This window comes from Ekhidna sp. (assembly GCF_963691765.1).
Classification (GTDB): Bacteria; Bacteroidota; Bacteroidia; order Cytophagales; family Cyclobacteriaceae; genus Ekhidna.
Genome location: NZ_OY829375.1, coordinates 1,366,767 through 1,388,738, shown reverse-complemented (window position 1 = coordinate 1,388,738; position 21,972 = coordinate 1,366,767). Strand labels below are relative to the sequence as shown.

Sequence of the window (21,972 nt, the reverse complement as noted above, 5' to 3'; positions counted from 1 at the left end):
TTCACCTTATCTGACACTGCGCAAAAATACAGCGCTTGGCCTATATAATGGCTACTGAATCGCTTAGAGTGGTTAAAGTATGTTAAGGAAGTAAATCAAGTATCTTCTTCAGATATTGGTGGTCCATATCATCAAAGTCATTCAGCTTATCGCTATCAACATCCAAGACTCCAATGATTTTATCATTTTTTATAATAGGAAGTACAATCTCTGACTTTGAAGCTGATGCACATGCTATATGTCCTGGAAATTCATCAACATTTGGCACAATGAGTGTTTTGTTTTGATCCCAACTACTTCCACAAACACCTTTTCCTTTTCGAATTCTGGTGCATGCTACCGGGCCTTGAAATGGCCCCAATACTAGTTCATCCTCCGAATCAACTAAATAAAATCCTACCCAAAAGAAGTCCATTCCTTCTTTAAGAGCAGCTGCAATGTTGGCAAGATTGGCAACTAGATTAGTTTCTCCATAAATCAAACCTTCAATTTGGGGGAGTAAAGACTGGTACTTTTCTTCTTTAGTAGCCTCTTTCAGTATGGTCAAATCTTCAGCCATGGTTATTCTTATAGGTAATTAGTTGGTCGCTAAAAACAGTTTCTTCTTTATCAATCAATCCGTCGATGGAAGGTGCAGAAATTCCTTTTTCAAACTTTTGATTCGAAATAAAAACACGTGCCTCATCCCAACAATTTTCATTTATAAAAGAGTTCAAAACTTCAGACCCGCCCTCAATAATAACAGACTGAATCTTTCGCTCATGTAGTTTTCTCAAAACACTCCATGGATTGTTCATCTCCGTTTTTATCCATTCAATGTTGCCTTCTTTCTCTTCTTTTAAAGCATTAAGTATCAATGTTGGAGCTTTAGCGTCGAATAGATTGGTTCCACTTTTAACTTCAAGATTGCTGTCTAATAGAATTCGAATTGGATTTTTTCCCTTCCATTCTCTTGCAGTTAATGATGGGTTATCATGAATGGCTGTATTCTTCCCAACCAATATCGCATCCTCTTCTGTTCTCCATTTATGTACCAATTGTCTTGACTCTGGGGTGCTAATCCATTTAGAATCATAATTTTCTCTAGCAACGAAACCATCTGAAGTTTGTGCCCATTTTAAAATTACATAAGGTCTTTGCTTCTGCACAGAAGTAAAAAAGCGAGCATTTAATTCCAGTGCCTCCTTAGCTAGAATTCCGACGGTTATTTCGATTCCAGCCTTTTTCAATTTTTCAATTCCTTTACCATCTACTTGCTCAAAAGGATCTGCGCATGCAATGACCACTCTTTTTAGTTGTTTAGCAATTAAAAGATCAGCACAGGGTGGCGTTTTTCCATGATGTGCACATGGCTCTAGCGTCACATAAGCGGTACTACTGGAGAGTAAAGAATGATCATCTACTGCATTTATTGCATTAACCTCTGCATGTGCTTCTCCATACTTTTGATGATAACCTTCACCAATAATTTTATTGTCATGAACGATGACACAGCCTACCATAGGATTAGGAGAAACACTGCCTCTACCAAGTTCTGCGAGCGCTAAGGCTCTTTTCATATATCGATTATCATCCATTGAATGTGTAGTTTCGCTTAACCATGCAAAACGTCAAGCAAATCTGGGAAGAAACAACGAAAGTCTTGGAAAAAGTTTACGAGAGACGTGAAGCAGAGAATATTTCATATCTCCTGCTTGAGGATTCTTTTTCAGTGACTCGAGCAGACATTATTGCTGAGAAGAAATCTGAAATAGATCGAATAAAACTCAAGGGTTTGACCACCAGGCTTCTAAAAAATGAACCAATACAATATGTGACTGGTGTTGCAGATTTCTTTGGAAGGAAATTTAAACTAGCATCTGGAGCGCTAATACCTAGGCCAGAGACGGAGGAATTATGCGAGCTTATTATAAATGAAAATAAAATTGCTGGTTTAAAAGTGCTTGACATTGGTACTGGATCTGGGTGTATAGCCATTACACTTTCCCTGGAATTAAATGCTTCTGTGGAAGGTATTGATGTTTCATGGGAAGCGCTAAGTATTGCTCAAGCAAATTCTAATACCTTGAATGGCGGAGTGCTATTTAAAAGTTGCAATATTCTTGTGGAGGAATTAAGTCATTATGATCTAGATATCCTGGTCAGCAATCCTCCATACATACCTTTTAAGGATCAATCCAAAATGAGAAGTAATGTGCTGGATTATGAACCAGAAATTGCACTATTTGTATCTGATGATAATCCAATAATTTTCTATAAAACTATTGCCAAAGAAGGCATAAGATCATTAAAACCTGGCGGCAAGCTATATTTCGAAATTCATGAAAATTATGGCGAGGAAATAGAAGCTCATCTTAAAGAGATTGGATATCAAGACATAAAAATTCATCAGGATATGCAAGGGAAAGACCGAATGATTTCGGCTATAAATTCAGCCAATAGGTAGCCTTGAAAACGATCTGACGATTTTTAAGCCCAAGACCATCCATTTCGTAGTTATCCGTATATACGACGAATAGGTCTGACATAGGACGATATCTCCACTGAAACCTCGTAAAGAAATTATAGTTCTCGCTTTGTGAATTGAATTGGACAGCTGAGGTTAAAAACATCCTGTTCGAAAAACTTATTTGTGCGTTAGTTCGAAGCAAATGGAAGTCTGACTGTCCAAAAGCACCTGGAAGTTTCACTTGATTGTAATCATATGATATTCCAAAGTTTCCCCAAGGTTGGGCTCTAAAATTCAATCCTGTCGAGGTGTTCATTCTTGTGCCATTGAAGAAGTTACCAAATCCGAAAACCAGGTTTGCACTCACTATTTTTCTTCGATCAGAATTATATCGGATGTCTGCGCTGGTGAATTGATAATGTGCTACTGGAAGGGGTTCAAAATCACTACCTAACAAAGAAGTTGGTACAGGGAGATTCACTTCACGATAGACGATATTAGGCCTAAGCCAAGAGGTGTTTTTGAAATTCAAGTTATAGCCCAACCCATGGATACGCTCATTGATGCCACCACCATCATGGTTAAACCAAATGTTATACCATGAAACAGGGCCATGAGAATTAAGTTTTCCCTTTGTTGGAAAGGTTCTATAATTAACCCATTGATTGATTCTAGTAAATCCCTTCCTTGTCGTTTCCTCTGTCTCAGCATTATAGTTTTCAAGTCGAGGATTAAACCCGAGTTCAGTGATGTAGTTTTCACCAACAACATCTAATGTCCATCCCATCCTTAAATTTTTCCCATTGTAATTTCCATTGAACCCATAGTAATGATTGTCGCTATAATTTTCTGGCGTATTTGAGGTGTGGAATCTGGCGGTATTTCCAATTTTGCCATTGTTGGATAAGTAAGCAAATTCAATACCTCCGTTCCTCGCATAAGCACTTTCGGCTAATGGGCCACTAGCTTCTCTGTTAATGAAAATGGCCTTTATTATAGATCGATCAAGTACTTGTTGATGTACTGCGGCAACAGAATAATTCTGTGCAGCTATTGAGTCATACTCTCTTGTTTGTACGTTCATGACTCCTATTCTGGTCTTCTTGGTAGCATTTCCTGTTAACCTAGCGCCATAAAGTATTGGGATTTGTTCACCGTCAATCAAACCAATTCTTCTACTAAAGAATGGGGAGATTTGCCATGTTCCAAAATTTGAAAATATATCTCCATTTTCAAGAAAGAAGTTTCTACGCTCAGGAAAGAATATGCTAAATCGGGATAGGTTGGTGACTTGTTGATCTACGTCGACGTTGGAAAAATCTGGATTAACAGTCAGGTCCAAATTAAGGGATCCATTAATTGCTACTTTCGCATCCAGGCCGGTATCAGAAGTCTTGTCATAGCTTCTTTGTTCATCGTTTTGAAAATCTCTTTGTGTACCGCCGGATAGATATGGGATGAGGACTACCTTTCCTTTGGCTTTCTTAGGGTTTTGATCCCAATCGAGCGTCCCCATAAAATTGAGATCCACCCCGCCATAATTAAGTGGAAACTGCGTCCAGGTTGAGTATTCATTTCGCTCCATATCACCACGAATGAAGTTTATTCCCCATTCTGATTGGTTGGTGGTATACCTCAATGTTTTAAAAGGGATAGCCATTTCAACGGTCCAGTGGTCATTGTAACTCCTCACGGTAGAGTACCATTTATTGTCCCAGTTTTGATCATAGTCTGTTCTAACTCGATTTATATTTAGTTGCGCCTCTATCTGAGAGCCACCAGCATTTACACCAAACATGAACCCATTTTGTCTGCTGTTCATCGGGTCTATTACCACAGTGAAGTTGTCACTATTCCAATGGCCTTCGTCATCATCTCTTCTTAATGATTGCACCACTCTATTGCCATTATCGTAACAAAGTGCCAGTACGTAAATGAAATCTTCATCATATGTCACTTTTACTTTAGTCAGTGCATTTGCAGCACCTGAATCTATTGGCCAATGATTGATGAAGTTTGGAATTTCATTAATACTCTCCCAGACAGTATCATCTTCGTTTCCATCTATAGCTATGGGCTCAGCTGTCTTGCGGATGGCGTATCGAAAGTTATCTCTTGTCTCTTGGGCGTAAACCTGATAAAGAGAAAAGAAGATCAGTATGAAGCATTTTATCTTGGACATGGAAGTTGGGTTTTGATTCCGTATACCCTCAATACTGTGCTTAGTTGCTACATCAGCATGTTTTTAGCTGAATGACTTTGTAATAACTCTAAACCACTTTTTAAGAACTCTCAATGCACTTTGAGAGACGCAAGTTGTCGTTTGACATGCGAACGCTGTTGTTTGTCGATGGGAGTGAGATTATGAAACGGAATACATAAGTTTGGGCGTTTAGTGATGAATTATGAGTAGAGTAAAACTCGAAGACATATTGTTTAAGCAGCCTAGGATACTATGGCATTTGGTGTTCTGGTTTGTATTCATCAGCTTTTTTGCCCTGGTATATGGAAGCTTTGATGAGCAGTATGGCCGTCAATATATGATTCAACTTTCTGACGCTGTATTACAGATCCCAGCAGTATATTTTACGCTCTATTTTCTAATGCCCAGGTTTCTTTTCAAAGAGCGTTATTTTGATTTCTTCTCGTATTTGATCTTACTGATTTTGGCATTCAGCGCTTTCATGTGGTTCTTTTATGTATTTGTGCAGAAGCCAATTTTTTGGGCTGATGATAACTATACGCCACATATTTTCAACTATAGTAAAATGTTGAAATACACTACAAAAATCTACCCAGTATTAGTCTTGGCTGTGGTTATTAAGTGGTTCAAATATTGGTTTAAAGAACAGAAATCTAATCAGCTTTTGGTCGAGGAAAAATTGAAAGCAGAGTTGAATTTTTTGAAGGCCCAAGTGCATCCTCATTTTTTATTCAATACATTGAACAACCTGTATGCATTGACACTTAAGAAATCCAAGGAAGCGCCAGAAGTGGTATTAAAACTTTCTGATCTGCTCAACTACATGTTATATGAATGCGCTGCAGATAGGGTCCAAGTAGAAAAAGAAATCAAGCTTTTGAAAGATTATATATCTCTGGAGAAAATCAGATACGGAGATCGGTTGAATACTTCTTTTAATATTCTGGGAAATTCAAGTGGCCTACAGGTCGCGCCTTTAATGCTTTTGCCTTTCGTTGAAAATAGTTTTAAACATGGTGTCAGCGAAGAAATGGATGAAGCCTGGGTCAGTATTGATATTGAGCTCAAGGAAGAAAAGCTAACCTTGAAGGTAGAAAACAGTAAAAGTAAGCACGAAGAAAGGGTAGATGAATTCAATTATAAGCAAGGGATAGGATTAAAGAATGTCAGAAGAAGACTGGAATTGCTATATCCTGAAAGGCATACGCTTGAAATGCATGATTCGGATGATACCTTTCTTATCGTATTGACACTTGACTTATAAGCATGCCAATAAAATGCCTGATAGTAGATGATGAGCCACTTGCAATTGAAATTCTTCAATCGTATGTCGATCGAGTGGAAACACTGGAGTTGGTAGGTACTTGTAGCAATGCGGTTCAAGCGTTTGAAGTATTAAAGAAAGAACCTGTAGATCTTCTTTTCCTAGACATTCAGATGCCGAAGCTCACAGGTATCGAATTTTTAAAGGCACTAAATCCCATACCTCAAGTAATATTTACCACTGCATATCGAGAATATGCGGTCGAAAGTTACGAGTTAAGTGTATTAGACTACTTACTTAAACCGATCGCGTTTGATCGTTTTTTGATGGCCATTAACAAAGTGGTGGAAAATGGAAATACTTCTGTTGAAGTAGTTAGGGAAGAAGCCGAATCAATGCAGTCTGACGACCCATTTCTCTTCTTGAAAGTAGATAGGAAAATGGTCAAAGTCTATCTCAAAGACATCACGTATATCGAGAGCTTAAAAGACTATGTACGCGTGAAAACTGAAGCAGGAAAAGAGCTGATATCCTTGCAAAAGATTAGTTATCTCGAGAAGAAGTTACCGGCTGATTGTTTTCAGCGTGTCCACAAATCGTACATTATATCTGTAAAGAAGATATCGGCGTACTCCAATACTTCGATTGAAATTGGAGAGACTGAAATACCTATCGGGAGGAGTTATAAATCTGAGGTGATGAAGGTGCTTAGCGGTCAAAATGCGGGTTAGAAAATTCGTTTAATTCTTTGCCATAATCCTCGTGGTGTGTACCATTTGGAAATTACAACCACTTCCCCCAAATCAATTGTGCTGCTTATCATGGTCACATTAATTTCAGTTTTATTCTGAACATTAACTTCTTTCGTTTCAAATCCAATGTACGAGAAAATTAGTATTGTTTTTTCAGGAACTTCGATGCTGTACATTCCATTCATATCAGTCTGAGTACCCTTAGTCGTTCCTTTAATGATAATATTAAGATTTGGAAGGCCTTCACCAGCTTCATCTGTAACTACACCGCTGACAATTATTTGTTGCTGATCGTGATTTTCAATTTTTATATTCTGCGTCAATATTGCAGTCGATTCAATAGCAATAGCATTTGATTCATTAATGCTTTGAGATGCAGCTTTACCTCCAAAAAGAAATGAGCTAAACGCTATTATTGAATGAACGATTAGATTTTTCTTATGTGTAAAAGAGGTATTTGGGGATGCTCGATTTATCAACCCACAAATGCGTTCATTGGAATCATGGAGGTAAGAAATTATTTCTGGATTACTCATGTTTCTAAAATCAACAATCTTCTTATCGCAGATGGCACAAAATCTATTACGACCGTTTTGTTCTAAACTTTTCCAATTAACATTACATGGATTTTTAACCTTAACACTTGATTTCCTCATATCAATCCAGTTTAAACTTCACTCTCACCTTCAACTTATCTGATACTCGCGAACCATTTCTTTCAGCTGCCTCCCAGCTTGGACCGTCCTTAACTAATCTAATAGCCTCTTCATCACATCCATAACCTAGACTTTTCTTTATGTCGATTTCTGATACTTGTCCACTTGAGTCTATGGTTAATTCCAGGACGACTGTGCCTTCTACTTCGTTTGTTTTTGCTGCTTCTGGATAAACAAGGTTGTCTTCTAAATATTTCTTGAATGCACGATTCCCAGTTCCAGGCCGGGCAGCTTTATAATTCACAACTGGATCCTCGTTGCGAGAACCATACCCGGTTACCACCACTTCCTGAAGTTCAGTTACTCCCCCTAATGTGACATCCAAGGTTTCTCGACTGCCAACTTCGATTTCTGTTGTTGAAAATCCCACATATGCGAAAATCAATGTTCTCCCATCATCTAGTGTGATTCGGTAGTTGCCATCGAGATCTGAAGTTACACCTGTGGTGGTGCCTTTGATAATTACGTTTACTCCAGGTAGCGGCTCGCCTGTATCATCAGTGATTCTACCTGTAATTGTTCGCGCAGATACAGCACTTCGACTTGCGAATCGGGATTCTGCTTTTTTATCTTTTTCAATCTGATCTGAGTCATCTGCCTTTAGGGATCTGGTCTGAGCTACCAATGGCTGCGGAGTAACTACTATTTCTTCCAAGGCATTCGAGTCAATCATGAGCATTGGATTCGGTCTCGCAATCTGAGAAACTTGAATGCCTGCCGATCTTCGTTCTAGGTCCTCTTGAATAATATTTTCAGAAAAGAAATCCTCAGCAGCATCCGCTTCCGCTACCAGCTCAATTGCCTCTTCGTCTGCAACCTCATCAACTTCTACTATCTCGGCCTCAGTAATAAAATGTTCTTCAGTTACCTCTTCCAATACTGGTTCAATATTTTCAGTTGTCTCTGGGATGATTAGTTCAATATCGCTTTCTTCTGCAAGTTGTTCATCCAATTTATTCGGAAGTTCGATAGTATCTGGAGCTGGACCACTTTGCGTCGGTTTTTCAGATACGTCTTCTTCCATAGCAAGCTGCTCAGTTCCAATCTGCTCAGTGAAATAATAAAGTGAATATGAAGCGGTAATTAGTAAGGCAGCAACTGCTGCTAGTCTCATAAATGGAATTGATCGCTTCTTTTTAGTCGCCACTCTTGCTTTCAATTTTTCAATATCCTGCAACGATTCATTTCCTACTGACTCTAAACCTTCCAATGCTTCTTGCGCAAATGGGTCATCTAAAACTACACGCTCGAAAGCATGAGCTTCTTCCGGACTCATCTGGCCTTTGAGATATTTCTCAAATTGTTCGCTATGGTTTTTATCTGCTGACATTCTTGCTTTCAAGGCACATTTTTAAATTTCGTTTTCCATTTTGAATGTGACTTTTCACTTTTTTTAAATCTATACCTGTCTCTTCATTTACTTGTTGATAGCTCTTTTTTTCTAAGAAGAAGCGTTTAACGCAGTCTTTTTGATCCAATTTTAATTGTTCGATACAGTCTTCCAGCGCTTCAAGATCTCTTTCTAATTCAATTTTGTCATCATTAAGATGCACAGCCTCGGTAGATTCCATAAAAATATCATTGTGAATCTCTGGATTTTTTTTACGCAATTCCATTAAGCAATGATTTTTGGCAACCATATAAAGCCAACTTTTAAAGTGTTGTACTTCTGTCGTCAATAACTTAATGCTGATGTCTTCATAGATTGCCATTGTTGCGTCCTGACTATCATCTCGGTTTTTAAAATACTTCAGACAAAGCCCGTAAACTAGATGCATGTAGGTATTGAAAAGATTTCCAAATAGCTCCTGGTCACCCGTCTCTCTGTATTTTGAGAGGATTTCTTCATCTTTTGGTGATATGGATTTATGTGTGCTCAGAAAAAAAATGAAAAAACTTTATGGAATATGATTCATGACTGCATCTCAATGTCAAATCAAATGAAAATTGACATGAAATGTGAATTCCATGTCGCGGTTAAAACTAAAATTTAATAGACATGAAACATCTAGTAATCATCATTTCAATATTAGTTGCATTCAATGTGAATGCCAAGTTTGTAAATGGGACAGTTTATGATGAGGCAGGACTGCCCTTATCAGGAGTTAATGTTGTAATCAAAGGTCAGAAATCAGGAGTTAGTACTGACGTCAATGGATTCTATTCAATAGAAGTGTCTAGTGATAAATCCATTCTTGTATTTTCTACATCGGGTTTTGAAACCGTAGAAATTAAGGTTGGAAACAGTAAACTAATTGATGTGACGCTCGCTTTAAGCAAAGAGGTTCTCATAGAGCTTGCGGAAGAAGAAGATGTCTCCGAAATGATTACATCTCGGCCTATGCTAGTCGCTCAAATGAGTAAAAAGGCTGTAAACAGATCATTGAGTTCGTCAGCATACTTTCATGATCAGGGAGTATATCATAACACGGAAGAATATGCTACTATCCATGAAAATGGATTTAGAAAGGTTTTGGATCATGCACTTTCTACCTTTTCTATTGATGTTGACGCGGCTTCATATAGTAATATGAGAAGGTTTATAAATAATGGCCAGTTGCCGCAAAAAGATGTAGTGAGGATTGAGGAAATGATCAACTACTTCAATTATGAATACAAAGATCCCACTGGCAAAAATCCATTTTCAATAAATACAGAGGTCGCGAAGGCACCATGGAATGATCAGCATTTGATTGCTCAAATTGGCCTTCAGGGTAAGAAAATTGAATTGGAAAATCTTCCAGCATCAAATATTGTCTTTCTTCTTGATGTGTCGGGATCGATGAGTGCTCCTAACAAATTGCCGCTGTTAAAGTCAGCATTTAAGTTGCTCGTAAATGAGTTGCGCCCACAGGATAAGGTGTCTATCGTAGTATATGCTGGCGCTGCAGGGTTGGTTCTTGAGCCAACTGATGGGAATGACAAGAAGAAGATCATGGAGGCACTGGACAAACTGCAGGCTGGAGGATCAACTGCAGGTGGTGCAGGAATCGAGCTAGCCTACAAGATCGCTAAAGAGCAATTTGTGAATGGTGGAAATAACCGAGTAGTCTTAGCGACGGATGGCGATTTCAATGTGGGATCATCTAGCAATGCTTCAATGGAAAGGCTTATTGAAAAGAAAAGAGAGGAAGGTGTTTTCCTCACTGTACTTGGTTTTGGAATGGGCAACTATAAAGATTCTAAGATGGAAATATTGGCTGATAAAGGGAATGGCAATTATGCATACATCGACAATATGAAAGAGGCGAAAAAGGTATTGGTAAATGAATTTGGAGGAACCATGTTTACTATCGCCAAAGATGTGAAGATTCAGGTTGAGTTTAATCCAGCGGTTGTTCAAGCTTATCGCTTGATAGGCTATGAAAATAGGTTGCTAAATAATGAGGATTTCAACGATGATAAAAAGGATGCAGGTGAGCTGGGAAGTGGTCATACAGTTACAGCACTTTATGAGATCATTCCAGTGGGGGTAGATAGTGATTTTGTTAAGGATATAGATCCATTGAAGTATCAAAAAGTAGAGAACGAAACGAACAGTTCTACCGATGAGCTTTTCACTGTGAAATTTCGATATAAAGAGCCTGATGGAAACGCAAGCAAGCTGATTACATCAATAGTTAAGAATGAGGTTGGAAATTCCAGTCAAAATTTGAACTGGTCAATGGCAGTAGCAGGTTTCGGAATGCTCATAAGAGATTCTGAATACAAAGGGGACATTACATATGTAGATGTGTTGAGGATGGCTAAGTCAGCAAAAGGTGAAGATAAATTCGGGTATCGAAGCGAATTTATTGAACTGGTGGATTTAGCGAAAAGTATGAGTCCACAGTAGTTAGTGGTTGAGTTAGTCTGAGGCGATTCTGGAGAGAGTCGCCTTTTTTAATTGTTGTATGCATCATACACATTCCATGCCCATACGGCGAATGGAATGATGAATGTCCACCAGAAAAAGAAACCCACAACCCCACCGATAATCCAAATAAAGATTCCTTTGAACAATTGTCCTTTGATGATCTGACCAAGTCCAGGAATTAAAAAGGAAATTAATGCGGGGATTCCGTGTTTTTGTGAAGATGTCATAGCCACTTATTTGGAAGTAATTTAATGCAAGTGATGCTTATATTGTAGGCAGTTTAGTGCATTACAAATTTGATATTCCCGAAAAAAGCAATGATGAAATATTTCACTTTATTATTAATAGTCTTCCTGATTTCTATCAAGACTTCAGCACAGATTCAAGAAGGAGCTAAAGTTATTGATCTTAGCTTTTCCTTTTCAGATTCAGAATCTCCTGGCAGTTCCACCTTCTTTTTTGGCCAATCGTTAATTGGATTTGCTACCTCTGAAAACACGTTGTTTTATGGCGGTCTTAGGTATGAGAGTCTTAACTTTTCTTCAACAGGAAATGAGGTAAATGAGCATTTAACATCTTTCGTTGTAGGGTATGAGAAGTTATTTGAGTTAAATGAAAAAGTATATTTCTCCCCCTTTATAACTACTTCTTATGGGTTTGGAAAAATTGAGAACCCGAGTGTAACGAGTGATATGAACCAGTTTACTTTTAGCATACAGCCAAGACTGCATTATTTTATTAACAACAAATGGTCTGTAGTAGCAAGCGTAGGAATAGTTCAATACATAAGCGAAAAGGAAAAAAGTGGAGGAGGTGAGCTAACAAGGAAGCGAATTGGGGCCAACCTAAATGCTGCAAATACATCTTTTGGAATACGATTGAATCTCAATAACGAATAGTTTGCACATTGCTACTTAATAACAGATTCATACGATTTTGACAGTAATATGAGAACATTGAACTTTAGAGTTAGGTATTGCCTTTTTAAATGAAAATTGAAAATATGCAGAAAGTACAGCTTGGAAAATCAGATTTAAAAATTTCGCCGATTGTTTTTGGAGCGTGGGCAATAGGAGGTCAAGCGTGGGGCGGGAATGATGATCGTGATGCAATGGAAGCCATGAAAACAAGCTTCGATTTAGGAGTCACATCCATTGACACTGCGCCTGTATACGGATTTGGTCATAGTGAATCTTTAGTAGGTAAGGCTATACAAGAATTGGGACGGGACAATGTTGAAATACTGACGAAGTTTGGTTTTAACTGGAAAGTTGAAAAAGGTGAATATCAATTTCCAACCAGTGATGGCGGTAAGACCTATGCTTATGCGGGAAGGGATGGAATTACTCAAGAAGTAGAGGATAGTCTTAGACGTCTGGGGACTGACTACATTGATCTTTATCAAATCCATAGACCTGATGCTACCACTCCAGTAGAGGAGACCATGGAAGTTCTCAAAGAACTTCAGGAACAAGGAAAAATTCGTGCAATCGGGATGTCCAACCATACCGTTGAATTGATGAAGCGCGCAGATCAAATCATTGACTTAGCTTCCACACAATCTCCATACAGTATGGTTTATAGAAAAATTGAGAAAGATATCATTCCATACTGCCTGGAAGATCAGGTTGGTATTTTGGCATATAGCCCATTGCAAAGAGGGCTACTTACCGGAAAAATTACTTCCGACTATGTGTTTAAAGGAGATGATCACAGACCAAATACGAAATGGTTTAAGGAGCCAAACAGATCCAGAACTAATGAGTTTTTACAAAAAATAAAACCAATTGCAGACGAGCATGGAGTCCCATTGGCTCAACTTGTAATTAACTGGACCATTCAGCGACCGGGTATTACGGCAGCATTGGTTGGGGCAAGAAACGCTCAACAAGCGGAAGAAAATGCAAAAAGCATGAGTTTTGAGCTATCTAAAGATGAGATTGAGAGAATTAATGCTGAATTGGAAAAGGTAGTTATCGATCATAATGTATAAAAATGGGCTCGATAAAAATTGAAAAGGGCGAATTGATTGTAGATAATAGTACAATCACGATTATCGATGATGCTAAAAGACAGAACAATCTGTTGTTTTTCAGCTCCATAATCTGGACAGTCTTTGGTACAATTTCAGTGCTTCGCTATCTAGAAGAAGGAGATGAATTTTTGCTCTGGACAGGCTTGTTTATTGGTGGGACTCACTTCTGTTTTGCAGTATATTATATGTTTTTAAATTCTAATGCATCCATCATTCGTAAGGAAGATATTATCTCCGTTAAGAGAAAGAGTGGTTTGAAAAATGAATACATCGCCATTAAACTATCGAATGGTAGAGTAAGGAAAATCACTCAACTAATGGGGAATACCGAAGGTATTTTAGCAGCTATAAAATGAAAAAAGCCACCTATGATTAGGTGGCTCCTTAGCTTTTATATTCTTTTCTAGAATCTTAAACTCAAACCAACTAGAAAGTTTCTCCCTGCTTGCGGGTAGTAATTGTTTTGTTGATACAATTGATCATCACCATAGTAGTATCCCCAGGTATATCCATTTGAAGAATACTCTTCATCAAGTACATTATTAACCAATAAAGAAATGCCAAGATTCTTAACATCTCCAAAAGAAAAATCATAAGCAATTCTAATATCATTGGTTAAGTACGAATCTATCGCTCTGTCATTGTTGGAAGTGTTGTCTAAGAACTGCTTCCCTACATATTTAGTCAAAAGCTGGAGCGTAAACCCATCTATCGGAGAGTAGCTGATATCACTAGCACTAATTACGTTTGGTGAAAACGAAATGTCAGAATCTTTATGTTCGATTTCGCTAAAGCTTGCAAACACAATTTCTGAGAATCGATCAATTTTGTTTCTGCTGAGTGTAAGGTTTGCAGACCATACCAAATCATCTGTTAGCTTATACGCTCCTGCCAATTCAATTCCCATTCTGAAGCTTTTTGGAACATTCACTCTAATAGGTGCTCCTACATCATTAACAGCTCCTGTCACAACCAATTGATTTTCATAATTCATGTGGTAGAAGTTAGCTTCATATGAAAATTTGGAACCACTTGATCTAATTCCTATTTCGATATTTTTCAATGTTTCATGCTCAGGTTCTGTACCATCGTTGGCGTCAATAAAATCTGATCTCACTGGCTCTCTGTTTCCTATCGCATATGAAGCATAAACATTGGTTGAGTTGTTGAGCGCGTAGGTTAATCCGAATTTAGGATTGAAGAATGTGAAATCCGTATCTACATCGTAGGCCTCTCTGTCGCTATCTAAGCCGTCAGTCTGGTAGTTAATAGTTCGGATTTGAGCATCTCCAAATAAGTTTAACTTATCATTAAGCTGATAATTCACTTTTAAGAAAGTATTGAAGTCTGTTTTCACTCCATTGCCTTCGTAATATCTATCTCTGATATCGACATCCCCAGCAAATTGAGCCCAAATGATTTCTCCAAAATGATCGCCATCGTATTTGTTCCATGCTCCACCAAAAGTCACATCCCATTCATCCTCGTTATAGTTCAATGAGTAGGTAGTGCCATAGAAGTGATTATCTAGCCAACGTCTTCTTACAATGTCTGAGTTTGTTATAGTTTCTGCGCCTATAACAATGTTGGACAATCCATAGTCTACTAAATCATCATCTTCTCTAAACTGCTCAAAAAATCCTCTACCTCGGGTATAATGAAGTGCTCCCGAAAAATTGAGCGTCTCTGAAATACTGTGTCCAATGTGTAATTGGTAATGATCTTGACGATAATTATCAACTTCGTTATCATAGAGATAGTAGTTGAAAGATCTTCCGGAATTTCTCAAATTATTTAATTGAGCTTGCGTAGAATACTCACCTCCAAAGTCAATTAGTTCCTGAATATCATCGGCATTGCCAGTCAATCTTGCTTCTGGAGTGCCATACCATGCTTGTTGCGTGATTTCTTGTCCTCCGAAGATTACAGCTTTTATCATGGTTTTTTCACCGTATCTACCGCCAGATAAATAGTAGGATTTTAAATCAGCAGCTGATCTGTCTATAAATCCATCTGAAATAATGCGCGAAAGACGAGCTTCGAAATTATACACGTCATTCATTAGACCTGTATTGTAAGTCACGTTGTTTTTCCAAGTATTGAAGCTACCTACAGAGTTGTCCGTTTGGAAAAAGGCGTCTTTTGAAACATTATTTGTTTTCAGGCTAACTGTCGCACCGAATGCGGCTGCACCATTTGATGACGTTCCTACACCCCTTTGAATTTGTACGCTATTCAAAGAAGATGAAAGATCAGGCATGTTTACCCAAAAAACTCCATGCGATTCTGAGTCATTAACAGGAATACCATTGATCGTAACGTTGATTCTGGTTGCGTCGCTTCCACGAATGCGCAAGCCTGTGTATCCAATACCAGCTCCAGCATCTGAAGTTGTAACAAGGGATGGTGTGAAGTTCAGTAGAATTGGTAAATCTTGCCCAAGATTTCTTTCACCCAACTCCTTCTTATCCACGGTAGTATAGGTTGTTGGTGTTTTTTCATTTGCCCTGGTCGAGTAAACCGTGACATCATCCAATTGCACAGTTTTGAGACTGTCTTGTCCGTAGGCAAGGGTCGTTATCAGCAGCGCGGCCGATAGAAGTAAAGTTTTCATTTTTATTAAATTATTATTTAACCATCGGAAAGCGGGGACTTCCCATTATTGGTTATCATACTTGATTGCGAGATAATCGCAATCTTTCCCTACGCCGGCATTATCCGGATCAGGTTTATGGGTATGATCTCAGCCGTTTCTACCATATGGTTCGGCACCCCTTAATTGGCCGCAAAGTTAGATCAGCAATTCTATTTTCAAATTCTATGTGAAAAATTTTGTGAATTGCGATAGGTAAAAGATTAGCGGATTCATAAATCACAGTTTAATTCACTGGAAATGGTCTAATTTCTGATTATATTGATAGTAAGCAACTGTTGGATAAGACTCCTTGCCAGATGAGAAAATTGGATAAGATAAAACGCATACTTTTAGTTGATGATGATGATATTGTAAACTCAATCAATAGTGCGATCATCAAGCATGCTGGTTTTGCTGAGGAGATACTTGTTCAAACTTCTGTCGCTGAGGCAATTGATTCGCTGAAGCTTGCGATGGACGAAAATAATTTGCCGGAACTTATTTTTTTGGATGTAAATATGCCCCACAAAAATGGCTGGGATTTTATTGATGAATATGAACAGATCCCATTCAACGTTTCTCAGCCTGGTATAATAATGGTAACATCATCCATTAATCCTGCTGATGCCGCGCGTGCTTCAAGATTGGATACAGTAATTGATTTTATATCAAAACCGCTTTCTCCGGAGCTTCTGGATAAAGTATATGATGATCATTTTTCCTAGACTTCGCTCAATTCAAGCCATCGTAATTCTTTTTCTTCAAGCTCATCCTTCAAAGATTTTATTTCTTCACTGATAGCTTGCAGTTTTTCATATTCTGTTTCAGAATTTAAAGCATCCTCTAAAGCTGTCTTCTTTGACTCAAGTTGGGGTATCTCTTTATCTAACTGATCTAGTTCTCTCTGCTCGTTGTAGCTGAGTTTTCTAGTCTTAGGCTTTTCTACAATTGATTCCTGCTTTTTGTCTTTGTCCTTTTCTAAGTCCTGAAGTTCGGCTACAGGCACACCTTCTTTTTCTCTATAGTCGGTATAGTTTCCTGGAAAATCTCTGATCTTCCCATTTCCTTCAAACACAAATAGATGGTCTACCAGCCGATCCATAAAGTATCGGTCGTGAGATACGATCATTAAACAACCAGCGAATTTTTGTAAGTAGTCCTCAAGGACGTTTAGTGTGGTGATATCTAAGTCATTGGTTGGCTCATCAAGAATCAGGAAGTTAGGATTTGCCATCAGAACACGCAGTAGCTGTAGTCTTCTTTTCTCTCCACCACTCAATTTGCCCACAAAGTTGTGCTGCATTTTCGGCGGAAACATAAATTGATTAAGAAGTTGCGAAGCAGATACTTGACTTCCATCTTCAAGTGAAATGTATTCGGCTACTTCTTTTACGATATCAATTACCTTTTTTGAAGGATCGAAGATGGTTTCATCTTGTGTGTAATATCCAAATTTTGTGGTTTGCCCGATTTCAATTTCTCCCGAATCAGGTTTAATATTTTGTGAGAGAATGTTCAGGAAAGTAGACTTACCAACTCCATTTGGTCCAATAATTCCAATCTTCTCTTTCCTCTTAAAGATATAGCTGAAGTCATTGACAAGGTTTAGTGAGTCATATGACTTATTAACGTGACTAAGTTCTAAGATTTTTTTCCCTTGCCTTTCACCTCTCAAGTTCACTTCCATCTTCTGAGTATGAATAGCGCTATGAGCTTTTGCTTTTGTTTCATGGAAAGCATCAATGCGGTATTTAGCTTTAGTGCCTCTGGCCTTAGGTTGCCTTCTCATCCATTCAAGTTCTGTTTTGAATAGGTTCTTTGCCTTATCAATACTTGCAGCCACCATTTCCATCCGTTCTGCTTTTTTCTCAAGAAACTGGCTGTAGTTGCCTTTGTACCTGAAGATATCTCCGTGCTCAATTTCTAATATTTCGTTGGTCACTCTGTCGAGAAAGTATCGGTCGTGAGTGACCATTAGCAGTGTTAGGTTTGCGGTAGCAAGGTAGTTTTCGAGCCATTCTATTAGTGCTAAGTCTAGGTGGTTGGTTGGCTCATCTAATATTAAGAAGTCAGGGTTTACAACTAATGCTTGAGCGAGTGCAACACGTTTTTTTTGACCTCCTGAGAGATCACCCATTTTCTTTTCAAGATCATGTATCCCCAATTGTCCAAGCAGTGCTTTTATTTGATGCTCATATTCCCACGCATTCAGTGAGTCCATTCGTTCCAGTATAGGAGTAAGGTCGGGAGCATTTTCAGGATCATGTTCTGTTTTGAACATGGCTCTTTCATAATCCCTTATGACATTAAGTTCTTCTTTGTCTTCAGCAAACACAGCCTCAATTATCTTTTCTTCAGGATTGAATTCAGGGTGCTGCGGAAGCATGGATATGGTCAGTCCTTTGCGAAACGAAACAATCCCTTTGTCCTGTGCTTCGACACCTGCGATTACCTTCATTAAGGTAGATTTTCCAGTGCCATTGACTCCAACGAGTGCTGCCTTTTGACCTTGGTCAAGTCCAAAGGTTATATTCTCAAATAGTTTCTTTTCGTCGTAGCTCTTACTTAGTTCCTCAACTGACAAATAGTTCATTCCACAAAAGTACGTCCTTCACGAATGGAACAAATCATTCATTTTTAGTTTTATATCATAAATTCTACCATTATGAAGAACTTCATTTATTCCTTCGTTTTAGTGTCACTTATAGCTTGTAATTATTCTAATTCTCAAGAGCCGAAAAGTGAGCCTCCAAGAAATTTTAATGGTTATTGGTATGCTGGACAAGCTGAAATTACCAGCTTCAAGCTTGAACAGGCGCGATATGGAGAGATTCATGATGGAGAAGCTGTTTTGGTATTTGTGACAGAGCCTTTTTCACAAAGCAAACAGGTAAAATTGGACAACTGGAGAGACCAAAGTCCGGATAATGTTAGTGTCATGAAATTAAACATGACAAAGAAATTTTTGACCGGAATATATCCTTACTCTATGATGATGAGCTCATTCACGCCAGTATCTCAAGATAAGTATCCAGATGCATTTAAAGTCACTACCTCCTCTCAGGAATGGTGTGGTCATACCTGGATGCAGATTAATCTAAGGGATGACCAATATCAACTACAAGGGTTTTCCTATTTTGAATCTGAAGGAGATGTTAATGTTGAGGTTCCCAACACAATCTTAGAAGATGAGCTTTGGACACGCTTACGAATTAATCCAGAATCGTTGCCTACTGGAAAGATTGAAATCTTGCCTTCATCGTTTTATCTGAGGTTGGGTCATAGAGAAGTTGAATTAAAAAGGGCAGAGGCTAGTCTTACGGATCTCAAGTCTTCAGACTTTTCTAATAGTGGCCACAGAAAGTATGAGATCATGTATGATGATCGATCATTGTCGATCTATTTCGAATCAGCATTTCCGCATAAAATATTAGGTTGGGAAGAGACTTACAAAAGTGGATTTGGTAATCCTGAAACCCTTACGACGCGAGCTAAAAGAAGAAATACAATTAAGTCTGCGTACTGGGGAAAGAATAGCAACAAGGACAGGGCCATCAGAAAAAAGTTAGGTCTCAGCACAGAGTAGTTTCAAGGAGAATGATTCTGTGGATTATATCTTTGACCCATGCAAAACGACAACCCTTGGATTACCCATAACACTAGAGAAATTTATTCAAACTCTTGGATCCAATTAACAGAGCATGATGTCACTAATCCTGGCGGAGGGAAAGGGATCTATGGTAAAGTCCACATGAACAATCTAGCCATCGGAATTGTGCCCCTAGATGAGGATTTAAATACCTGGCTTGTAGGTCAGTATCGATATACACTGGATGAGTATAGCTGGGAGATTCCGATGGGTGGAGGACTACTTGACGTTCCAAAGATTGAATCGGCAAAGCGTGAGTTAAAAGAAGAAACAGGTCTGGAAGCAGAGAAGTGGACTGAGATATGCAAGATTCATACATCTAATTCTGTTACTGATGAAGTAGGATTTGCATACTTAGCTCAGGATTTAACTCAAGGAGAAACTGAATTTGAAGAAACTGAAGACTTACAAATAAAAAAGCTTCCACTTAGGGAAGCTTTAATAATGTGTGATGAAGGAGCAATTACTGATAGCTTGAGTATAGCAGCTATTTACAAACTTGCCCGGATGCTTAATTTATAATTTTAAGCAAGCGGTAATTTGATCGTAAACGTCGTGCCGTTACCGTCGTTACTTTCAACTTTTATTTCACCCTTGTTTAGGGTAACGAATTCATAAACCAGTTGCAATCCAAGGCCTAGGCCGGTTTCGCCAAAAGTTCCTTTTGTTGAAATAGTCTCATCAAGATTGAATAGAACGTCTAGTTTTTCTTTTGGTATTCCTACACCATTGTCAGTTACCTGTATTTGACAGAATTGCCCGCTGCTATCTTTCGAAGCGTGCATTTTCACATGACCGCCTGTATTAGTGAACTTAATCGCATTGTTAACTAAGTTTCTTAGAATAGTAGAAGTAGTGTTTTTATCTACCAAAAGTTCGAAAGCGTCATCGGACTCGAATTCTAGTTCGATTTTCTTTGACAAAGCATTATCCTTGAACATGTCAATCACGTCTTTGGCCAATTCACCAAGATCCATTTTTTCAGGAACATACGGGAAGTGACCTCTTTGCTGAAGAGCCCAATTTAAAAGTGTATCTAGAAGTTGAGTTAACCGGTCAACCGATTCACCCATCTTATCAACCATGCCACCAAGTTTTTCTCCTTGTCCATCCTGCAGATAAAGTTGAGAAACCGTAATTAATCCATTTAAGGTATTTACCGGACCCCTTAGGTCATGAGAAATGATCGAGAAGAACTTGTCTTTGGTATGATTGAGTACTACCAGATCATCATTTTGCTTTTCTAGCTGTTTGCTAAGTCTAGTTTTTGATTTGAAGTATGAGTAGACAATGATTATCAGACAGACAAAAGCTACTAGGAGAAAACCTCCTGTGATCATGATGATTCGATTATTTCTTTTTTGCTCCAGCAAAAGATCTACTTCTGCTTGTTTTCTACCAACCTCATATTCTGTACGCATATCACCAAGTCTTTGGGTAGTTTCAAGATTTTGAATACTGTCCTTATAAGCGTAGTACTGTGTTTGGTATTCAATTGCCTCATCTAGATTTCCCCTCTTGAGGTTGAGTTCAAATAGAATTTTCGATGCATCACGAACTTGTTCTTTCAATCCAATTTCCTTGGAGAGTGAAAAAGCAATGCTTGTATATTTAATGGCTTCGTCATCATTGTTCTCGGTCTGGAAGATCATACCCAGTTGATTATAGTAATCTGCCATACCATATTTATCTCCAATTGGTTTCAGCATTTCAATCGCTCTGAAAAGATCAATTTTAGCTCTTTCATTGTCTCCTTGTTTCCAGAATACTAGCGCACGATTACCGACAATGTATGCGATTCCTAGATCCATTTTAAAGGTTTGAAAGAGTGGTTCTGACTCATTGTAGTAGGCCATTGCTGAATCGTAGTTGCCTATTAGATAATAGTCGTAGCCAAGATTCAATAGACTGAGTGCCAATTTTTTTCTTTGGCCCGTTTCTCTAAGTAAATCAATTGACTTTGATCCATAATAAAGCGCGTTTTCAGAATCTCCGTTTTGCGTATAGCAAGTAGATATTTCAGCATAAACTTCGGCTAATTGCAATTTGAATTGTTGCTTACCACCCGCTAAGTCTGCACTATTGAATAGATTTTCTAAAGCCCTATCCAGGTTACCCATATAGCGATGAGCGATGCCAATTTGTGCGTAAGCTTTAATCTGATACTCCTGACTGTTTGCGTCATTTGCCAGACTCAATAAATATTCTGAAAACTGAAGCTTTTGATCGGGAGAAGTAGTATAAGTGCTGAGCTTAAAGTATGCTTCAATTTCTTGACTGGGAGACAGTATCCCTTGGTCAATTACTTTCTTAACGCTATCAGCCTTTACTCGATTTTGAGCAAATCCAAGCGAAGCAGCGACGATGCCTAACAGGCATATGCAATTTCTAAAATTAATTATACACATGGTGA

The 21,972-nt window shown here is 38.4% G+C and carries 20 protein-coding genes and 1 riboswitch; of the genes, 10 read left to right on the top strand and 10 right to left on the bottom strand.

Annotation, left to right across the window (positions count from 1 at the left end):
- Positions 1-82 precede the first annotated feature (82 nt).
- Both ACY650_RS06525 and ribD read right to left on the bottom strand, forming a co-directional pair.
- Complete coding sequence (locus ACY650_RS06525; protein WP_462252949.1) at positions 83-559, bottom strand: GAF domain-containing protein; 477 nt, start codon at positions 557-559, stop codon at positions 83-85.
- Complete coding sequence (gene ribD / locus ACY650_RS06520; RefSeq protein WP_462252947.1) at positions 552-1,577, bottom strand: bifunctional diaminohydroxyphosphoribosylaminopyrimidine deaminase/5-amino-6-(5-phosphoribosylamino)uracil reductase RibD; 1,026 nt, start codon at positions 1,575-1,577, stop codon at positions 552-554. Before ribD ends, ACY650_RS06525 begins: the two co-directional genes overlap by 8 nt.
- A 23-nt stretch (positions 1,578-1,600) precedes the next feature.
- Between ribD and prmC the strand changes: the two genes are divergently transcribed.
- On the top strand, positions 1,601-2,446 hold the full coding sequence (prmC, locus tag ACY650_RS06515) for a peptide chain release factor N(5)-glutamine methyltransferase (protein ID WP_462252945.1): 846 nt from the start codon (positions 1,601-1,603) through the stop codon (positions 2,444-2,446).
- Here prmC and ACY650_RS06510 read toward each other — a convergent pair.
- Positions 2,424-4,631, bottom strand: coding sequence for a DUF5916 domain-containing protein (locus ACY650_RS06510; protein WP_462252943.1), 2,208 nt, complete (start codon positions 4,629-4,631; stop codon positions 2,424-2,426). The genes prmC and ACY650_RS06510 overlap by 23 nt on opposite strands.
- 223 nt (positions 4,632-4,854) lie before the next feature.
- Here ACY650_RS06510 and ACY650_RS06505 point away from each other — a divergent pair, with 223 nt between their 5' ends.
- Positions 4,855-5,916 (top strand): sensor histidine kinase, encoded by a 1,062-nt coding sequence (locus ACY650_RS06505; RefSeq protein WP_462252941.1) that lies wholly within the window; start codon positions 4,855-4,857, stop codon positions 5,914-5,916.
- 2 nt (positions 5,917-5,918) lie between these two features.
- Positions 5,919-6,647: a LytR/AlgR family response regulator transcription factor gene (locus tag ACY650_RS06500; protein WP_462252939.1), complete on the top strand. Its 729-nt coding sequence runs from the start codon at positions 5,919-5,921 to the stop codon at positions 6,645-6,647.
- Here ACY650_RS06500 and ACY650_RS06495 read toward each other — a convergent pair.
- The 3 genes from ACY650_RS06495 to ACY650_RS06485 are packed head-to-tail and all read right to left on the bottom strand — an operon-like array spanning position 6,644 to position 9,225.
- On the bottom strand, positions 6,644-7,324 hold the full coding sequence (locus tag ACY650_RS06495) for a carboxypeptidase-like regulatory domain-containing protein (protein WP_462252937.1): 681 nt from the start codon (positions 7,322-7,324) through the stop codon (positions 6,644-6,646). The genes ACY650_RS06500 and ACY650_RS06495 overlap by 4 nt on opposite strands.
- A 1-nt stretch (position 7,325) precedes the next feature.
- Positions 7,326-8,726 (bottom strand): TonB family protein, encoded by a 1,401-nt coding sequence (locus tag ACY650_RS06490; RefSeq protein WP_462252935.1) that lies wholly within the window; start codon positions 8,724-8,726, stop codon positions 7,326-7,328.
- Entirely contained in the window at positions 8,701-9,225 is a 525-nt protein-coding gene (locus tag ACY650_RS06485; RefSeq protein ID WP_462254387.1) for an RNA polymerase sigma factor, read from the bottom strand. The genes ACY650_RS06490 and ACY650_RS06485 overlap by 26 nt, the downstream gene beginning before the upstream one ends.
- A gap of 158 nt (positions 9,226-9,383) precedes the next feature.
- Between ACY650_RS06485 and ACY650_RS06480 the strand changes: the two genes are divergently transcribed.
- On the top strand, positions 9,384-11,219 hold the full coding sequence (locus ACY650_RS06480; protein ID WP_462252933.1) for a YfbK domain-containing protein: 1,836 nt from the start codon (positions 9,384-9,386) through the stop codon (positions 11,217-11,219).
- A 47-nt stretch (positions 11,220-11,266) separates the two neighbouring features.
- Here ACY650_RS06480 and ACY650_RS06475 read toward each other — a convergent pair whose 3' ends face one another.
- Complete coding sequence (locus ACY650_RS06475) at positions 11,267-11,467, bottom strand: hypothetical protein (protein ID WP_462252931.1); 201 nt, start codon at positions 11,465-11,467, stop codon at positions 11,267-11,269.
- A gap of 90 nt (positions 11,468-11,557) precedes the next feature.
- On the opposite strand from ACY650_RS06475, the gene ACY650_RS06470 reads away from it, so the two are divergent.
- The 3 genes from ACY650_RS06470 (at position 11,558) to ACY650_RS06460 (ending at position 13,631) form a co-directional block, all read left to right on the top strand.
- On the top strand, positions 11,558-12,139 hold the full coding sequence (locus tag ACY650_RS06470) for an outer membrane beta-barrel protein (protein ID WP_462252929.1): 582 nt from the start codon (positions 11,558-11,560) through the stop codon (positions 12,137-12,139).
- Positions 12,140-12,243: 104 nt separating this feature from the next.
- Positions 12,244-13,233 carry an aldo/keto reductase gene (locus ACY650_RS06465; RefSeq protein ID WP_462252927.1) on the top strand — a complete coding sequence of 330 codons (990 nt, stop codon included), beginning with the start codon at positions 12,244-12,246 and terminating at the stop codon, positions 13,231-13,233.
- Between the two features lie 2 nt (positions 13,234-13,235).
- Positions 13,236-13,631: a hypothetical protein gene (locus ACY650_RS06460; protein ID WP_462252925.1), complete on the top strand. Its 396-nt coding sequence runs from the start codon at positions 13,236-13,238 to the stop codon at positions 13,629-13,631.
- A 47-nt stretch (positions 13,632-13,678) separates the two neighbouring features.
- On the opposite strand, the gene ACY650_RS06455 is transcribed toward ACY650_RS06460, so the two are convergent.
- Entirely contained in the window at positions 13,679-15,889 is a 2,211-nt protein-coding gene (locus ACY650_RS06455; RefSeq protein ID WP_462252923.1) for a TonB-dependent receptor, read from the bottom strand.
- Between the two features lie 69 nt (positions 15,890-15,958).
- A riboswitch (TPP riboswitch) is annotated at positions 15,959-16,061 on the bottom strand.
- A 166-nt stretch (positions 16,062-16,227) separates the two neighbouring features.
- Here ACY650_RS06455 and ACY650_RS06450 point away from each other — a divergent pair.
- Positions 16,228-16,635: a response regulator gene (locus tag ACY650_RS06450; protein WP_462252921.1), complete on the top strand. Its 408-nt coding sequence runs from the start codon at positions 16,228-16,230 to the stop codon at positions 16,633-16,635.
- Here the strand turns inward: ACY650_RS06450 and ACY650_RS06445 are convergent.
- Positions 16,632-18,503 carry an ABC-F family ATP-binding cassette domain-containing protein gene (locus ACY650_RS06445; RefSeq protein ID WP_462252919.1) on the bottom strand — a complete coding sequence of 624 codons (1,872 nt, stop codon included), beginning with the start codon at positions 18,501-18,503 and terminating at the stop codon, positions 16,632-16,634. The two genes, ACY650_RS06450 and ACY650_RS06445, sit on opposite strands and share 4 nt — an antisense overlap.
- A gap of 72 nt (positions 18,504-18,575) precedes the next feature.
- On the opposite strand from ACY650_RS06445, the gene ACY650_RS06440 reads away from it, so the two are divergent.
- Both ACY650_RS06440 and ACY650_RS06435 read left to right on the top strand, forming a co-directional pair.
- Positions 18,576-19,496: a hypothetical protein gene (locus ACY650_RS06440; protein WP_462252917.1), complete on the top strand. Its 921-nt coding sequence runs from the start codon at positions 18,576-18,578 to the stop codon at positions 19,494-19,496.
- Positions 19,497-19,535: 39 nt separating this feature from the next.
- A complete protein-coding gene (locus ACY650_RS06435; protein ID WP_462252915.1) occupies positions 19,536-20,081 on the top strand; it encodes an NUDIX domain-containing protein in 546 nt (181 codons plus the stop codon).
- Positions 20,082-20,083: 2 nt separating this feature from the next.
- On the opposite strand, the gene ACY650_RS06430 is transcribed toward ACY650_RS06435, so the two are convergent.
- The gene (locus tag ACY650_RS06430) at positions 20,084-21,967 is read right to left on the bottom strand and encodes a tetratricopeptide repeat-containing sensor histidine kinase (protein ID WP_462252913.1); all 1,884 of its coding nucleotides are present in this window, start codon (positions 21,965-21,967) and stop codon (positions 20,084-20,086) included.
- Positions 21,968-21,972 lie beyond the last annotated feature (5 nt).

Bases quoted from the DNA above. Each gene is read 5' to 3' on its own strand.
- ACY650_RS06445 (WP_462252919.1), bottom strand. From the start codon at position 18,503: ATGAACTATTTGTCAGTTGAGGAACTAAGTAAGAGCTACGACGAAAAG.
- ACY650_RS06435 (WP_462252915.1), top strand. From the start codon at position 19,536: ATGCAAAACGACAACCCTTGGATTACCCATAACACTAGAGAAATTTAT.
- ACY650_RS06505 (WP_462252941.1), top strand. From the start codon at position 4,855: ATGAGTAGAGTAAAACTCGAAGACATATTGTTTAAGCAGCCTAGGATA.
- ACY650_RS06430 (WP_462252913.1), bottom strand. From the start codon at position 21,967: ATGTGTATAATTAATTTTAGAAATTGCATATGCCTGTTAGGCATCGTC.
- ACY650_RS06450 (WP_462252921.1), top strand. From the start codon at position 16,228: ATGAGAAAATTGGATAAGATAAAACGCATACTTTTAGTTGATGATGAT.
- ACY650_RS06465 (WP_462252927.1), top strand. From the start codon at position 12,244: ATGCAGAAAGTACAGCTTGGAAAATCAGATTTAAAAATTTCGCCGATT.
- ACY650_RS06525 (WP_462252949.1), bottom strand. From the start codon at position 559: ATGGCTGAAGATTTGACCATACTGAAAGAGGCTACTAAAGAAGAAAAG.
- prmC (WP_462252945.1), top strand. From the start codon at position 1,601: ATGCAAAACGTCAAGCAAATCTGGGAAGAAACAACGAAAGTCTTGGAA.
- ACY650_RS06495 (WP_462252937.1), bottom strand. From the start codon at position 7,324: ATGAGGAAATCAAGTGTTAAGGTTAAAAATCCATGTAATGTTAATTGG.
- ACY650_RS06470 (WP_462252929.1), top strand. From the start codon at position 11,558: ATGATGAAATATTTCACTTTATTATTAATAGTCTTCCTGATTTCTATC.
- ACY650_RS06440 (WP_462252917.1), top strand. From the start codon at position 18,576: ATGAAGAACTTCATTTATTCCTTCGTTTTAGTGTCACTTATAGCTTGT.
- ACY650_RS06510 (WP_462252943.1), bottom strand. From the start codon at position 4,631: ATGTCCAAGATAAAATGCTTCATACTGATCTTCTTTTCTCTTTATCAG.
- ACY650_RS06480 (WP_462252933.1), top strand. From the start codon at position 9,384: ATGAAACATCTAGTAATCATCATTTCAATATTAGTTGCATTCAATGTG.
- ACY650_RS06455 (WP_462252923.1), bottom strand. From the start codon at position 15,889: ATGAAAACTTTACTTCTATCGGCCGCGCTGCTGATAACGACCCTTGCC.
- ribD (WP_462252947.1), bottom strand. From the start codon at position 1,577: ATGGATGATAATCGATATATGAAAAGAGCCTTAGCGCTCGCAGAACTT.
- ACY650_RS06475 (WP_462252931.1), bottom strand. From the start codon at position 11,467: ATGACATCTTCACAAAAACACGGAATCCCCGCATTAATTTCCTTTTTA.
- ACY650_RS06460 (WP_462252925.1), top strand. From the start codon at position 13,236: ATGGGCTCGATAAAAATTGAAAAGGGCGAATTGATTGTAGATAATAGT.
- ACY650_RS06500 (WP_462252939.1), top strand. From the start codon at position 5,919: ATGCCAATAAAATGCCTGATAGTAGATGATGAGCCACTTGCAATTGAA.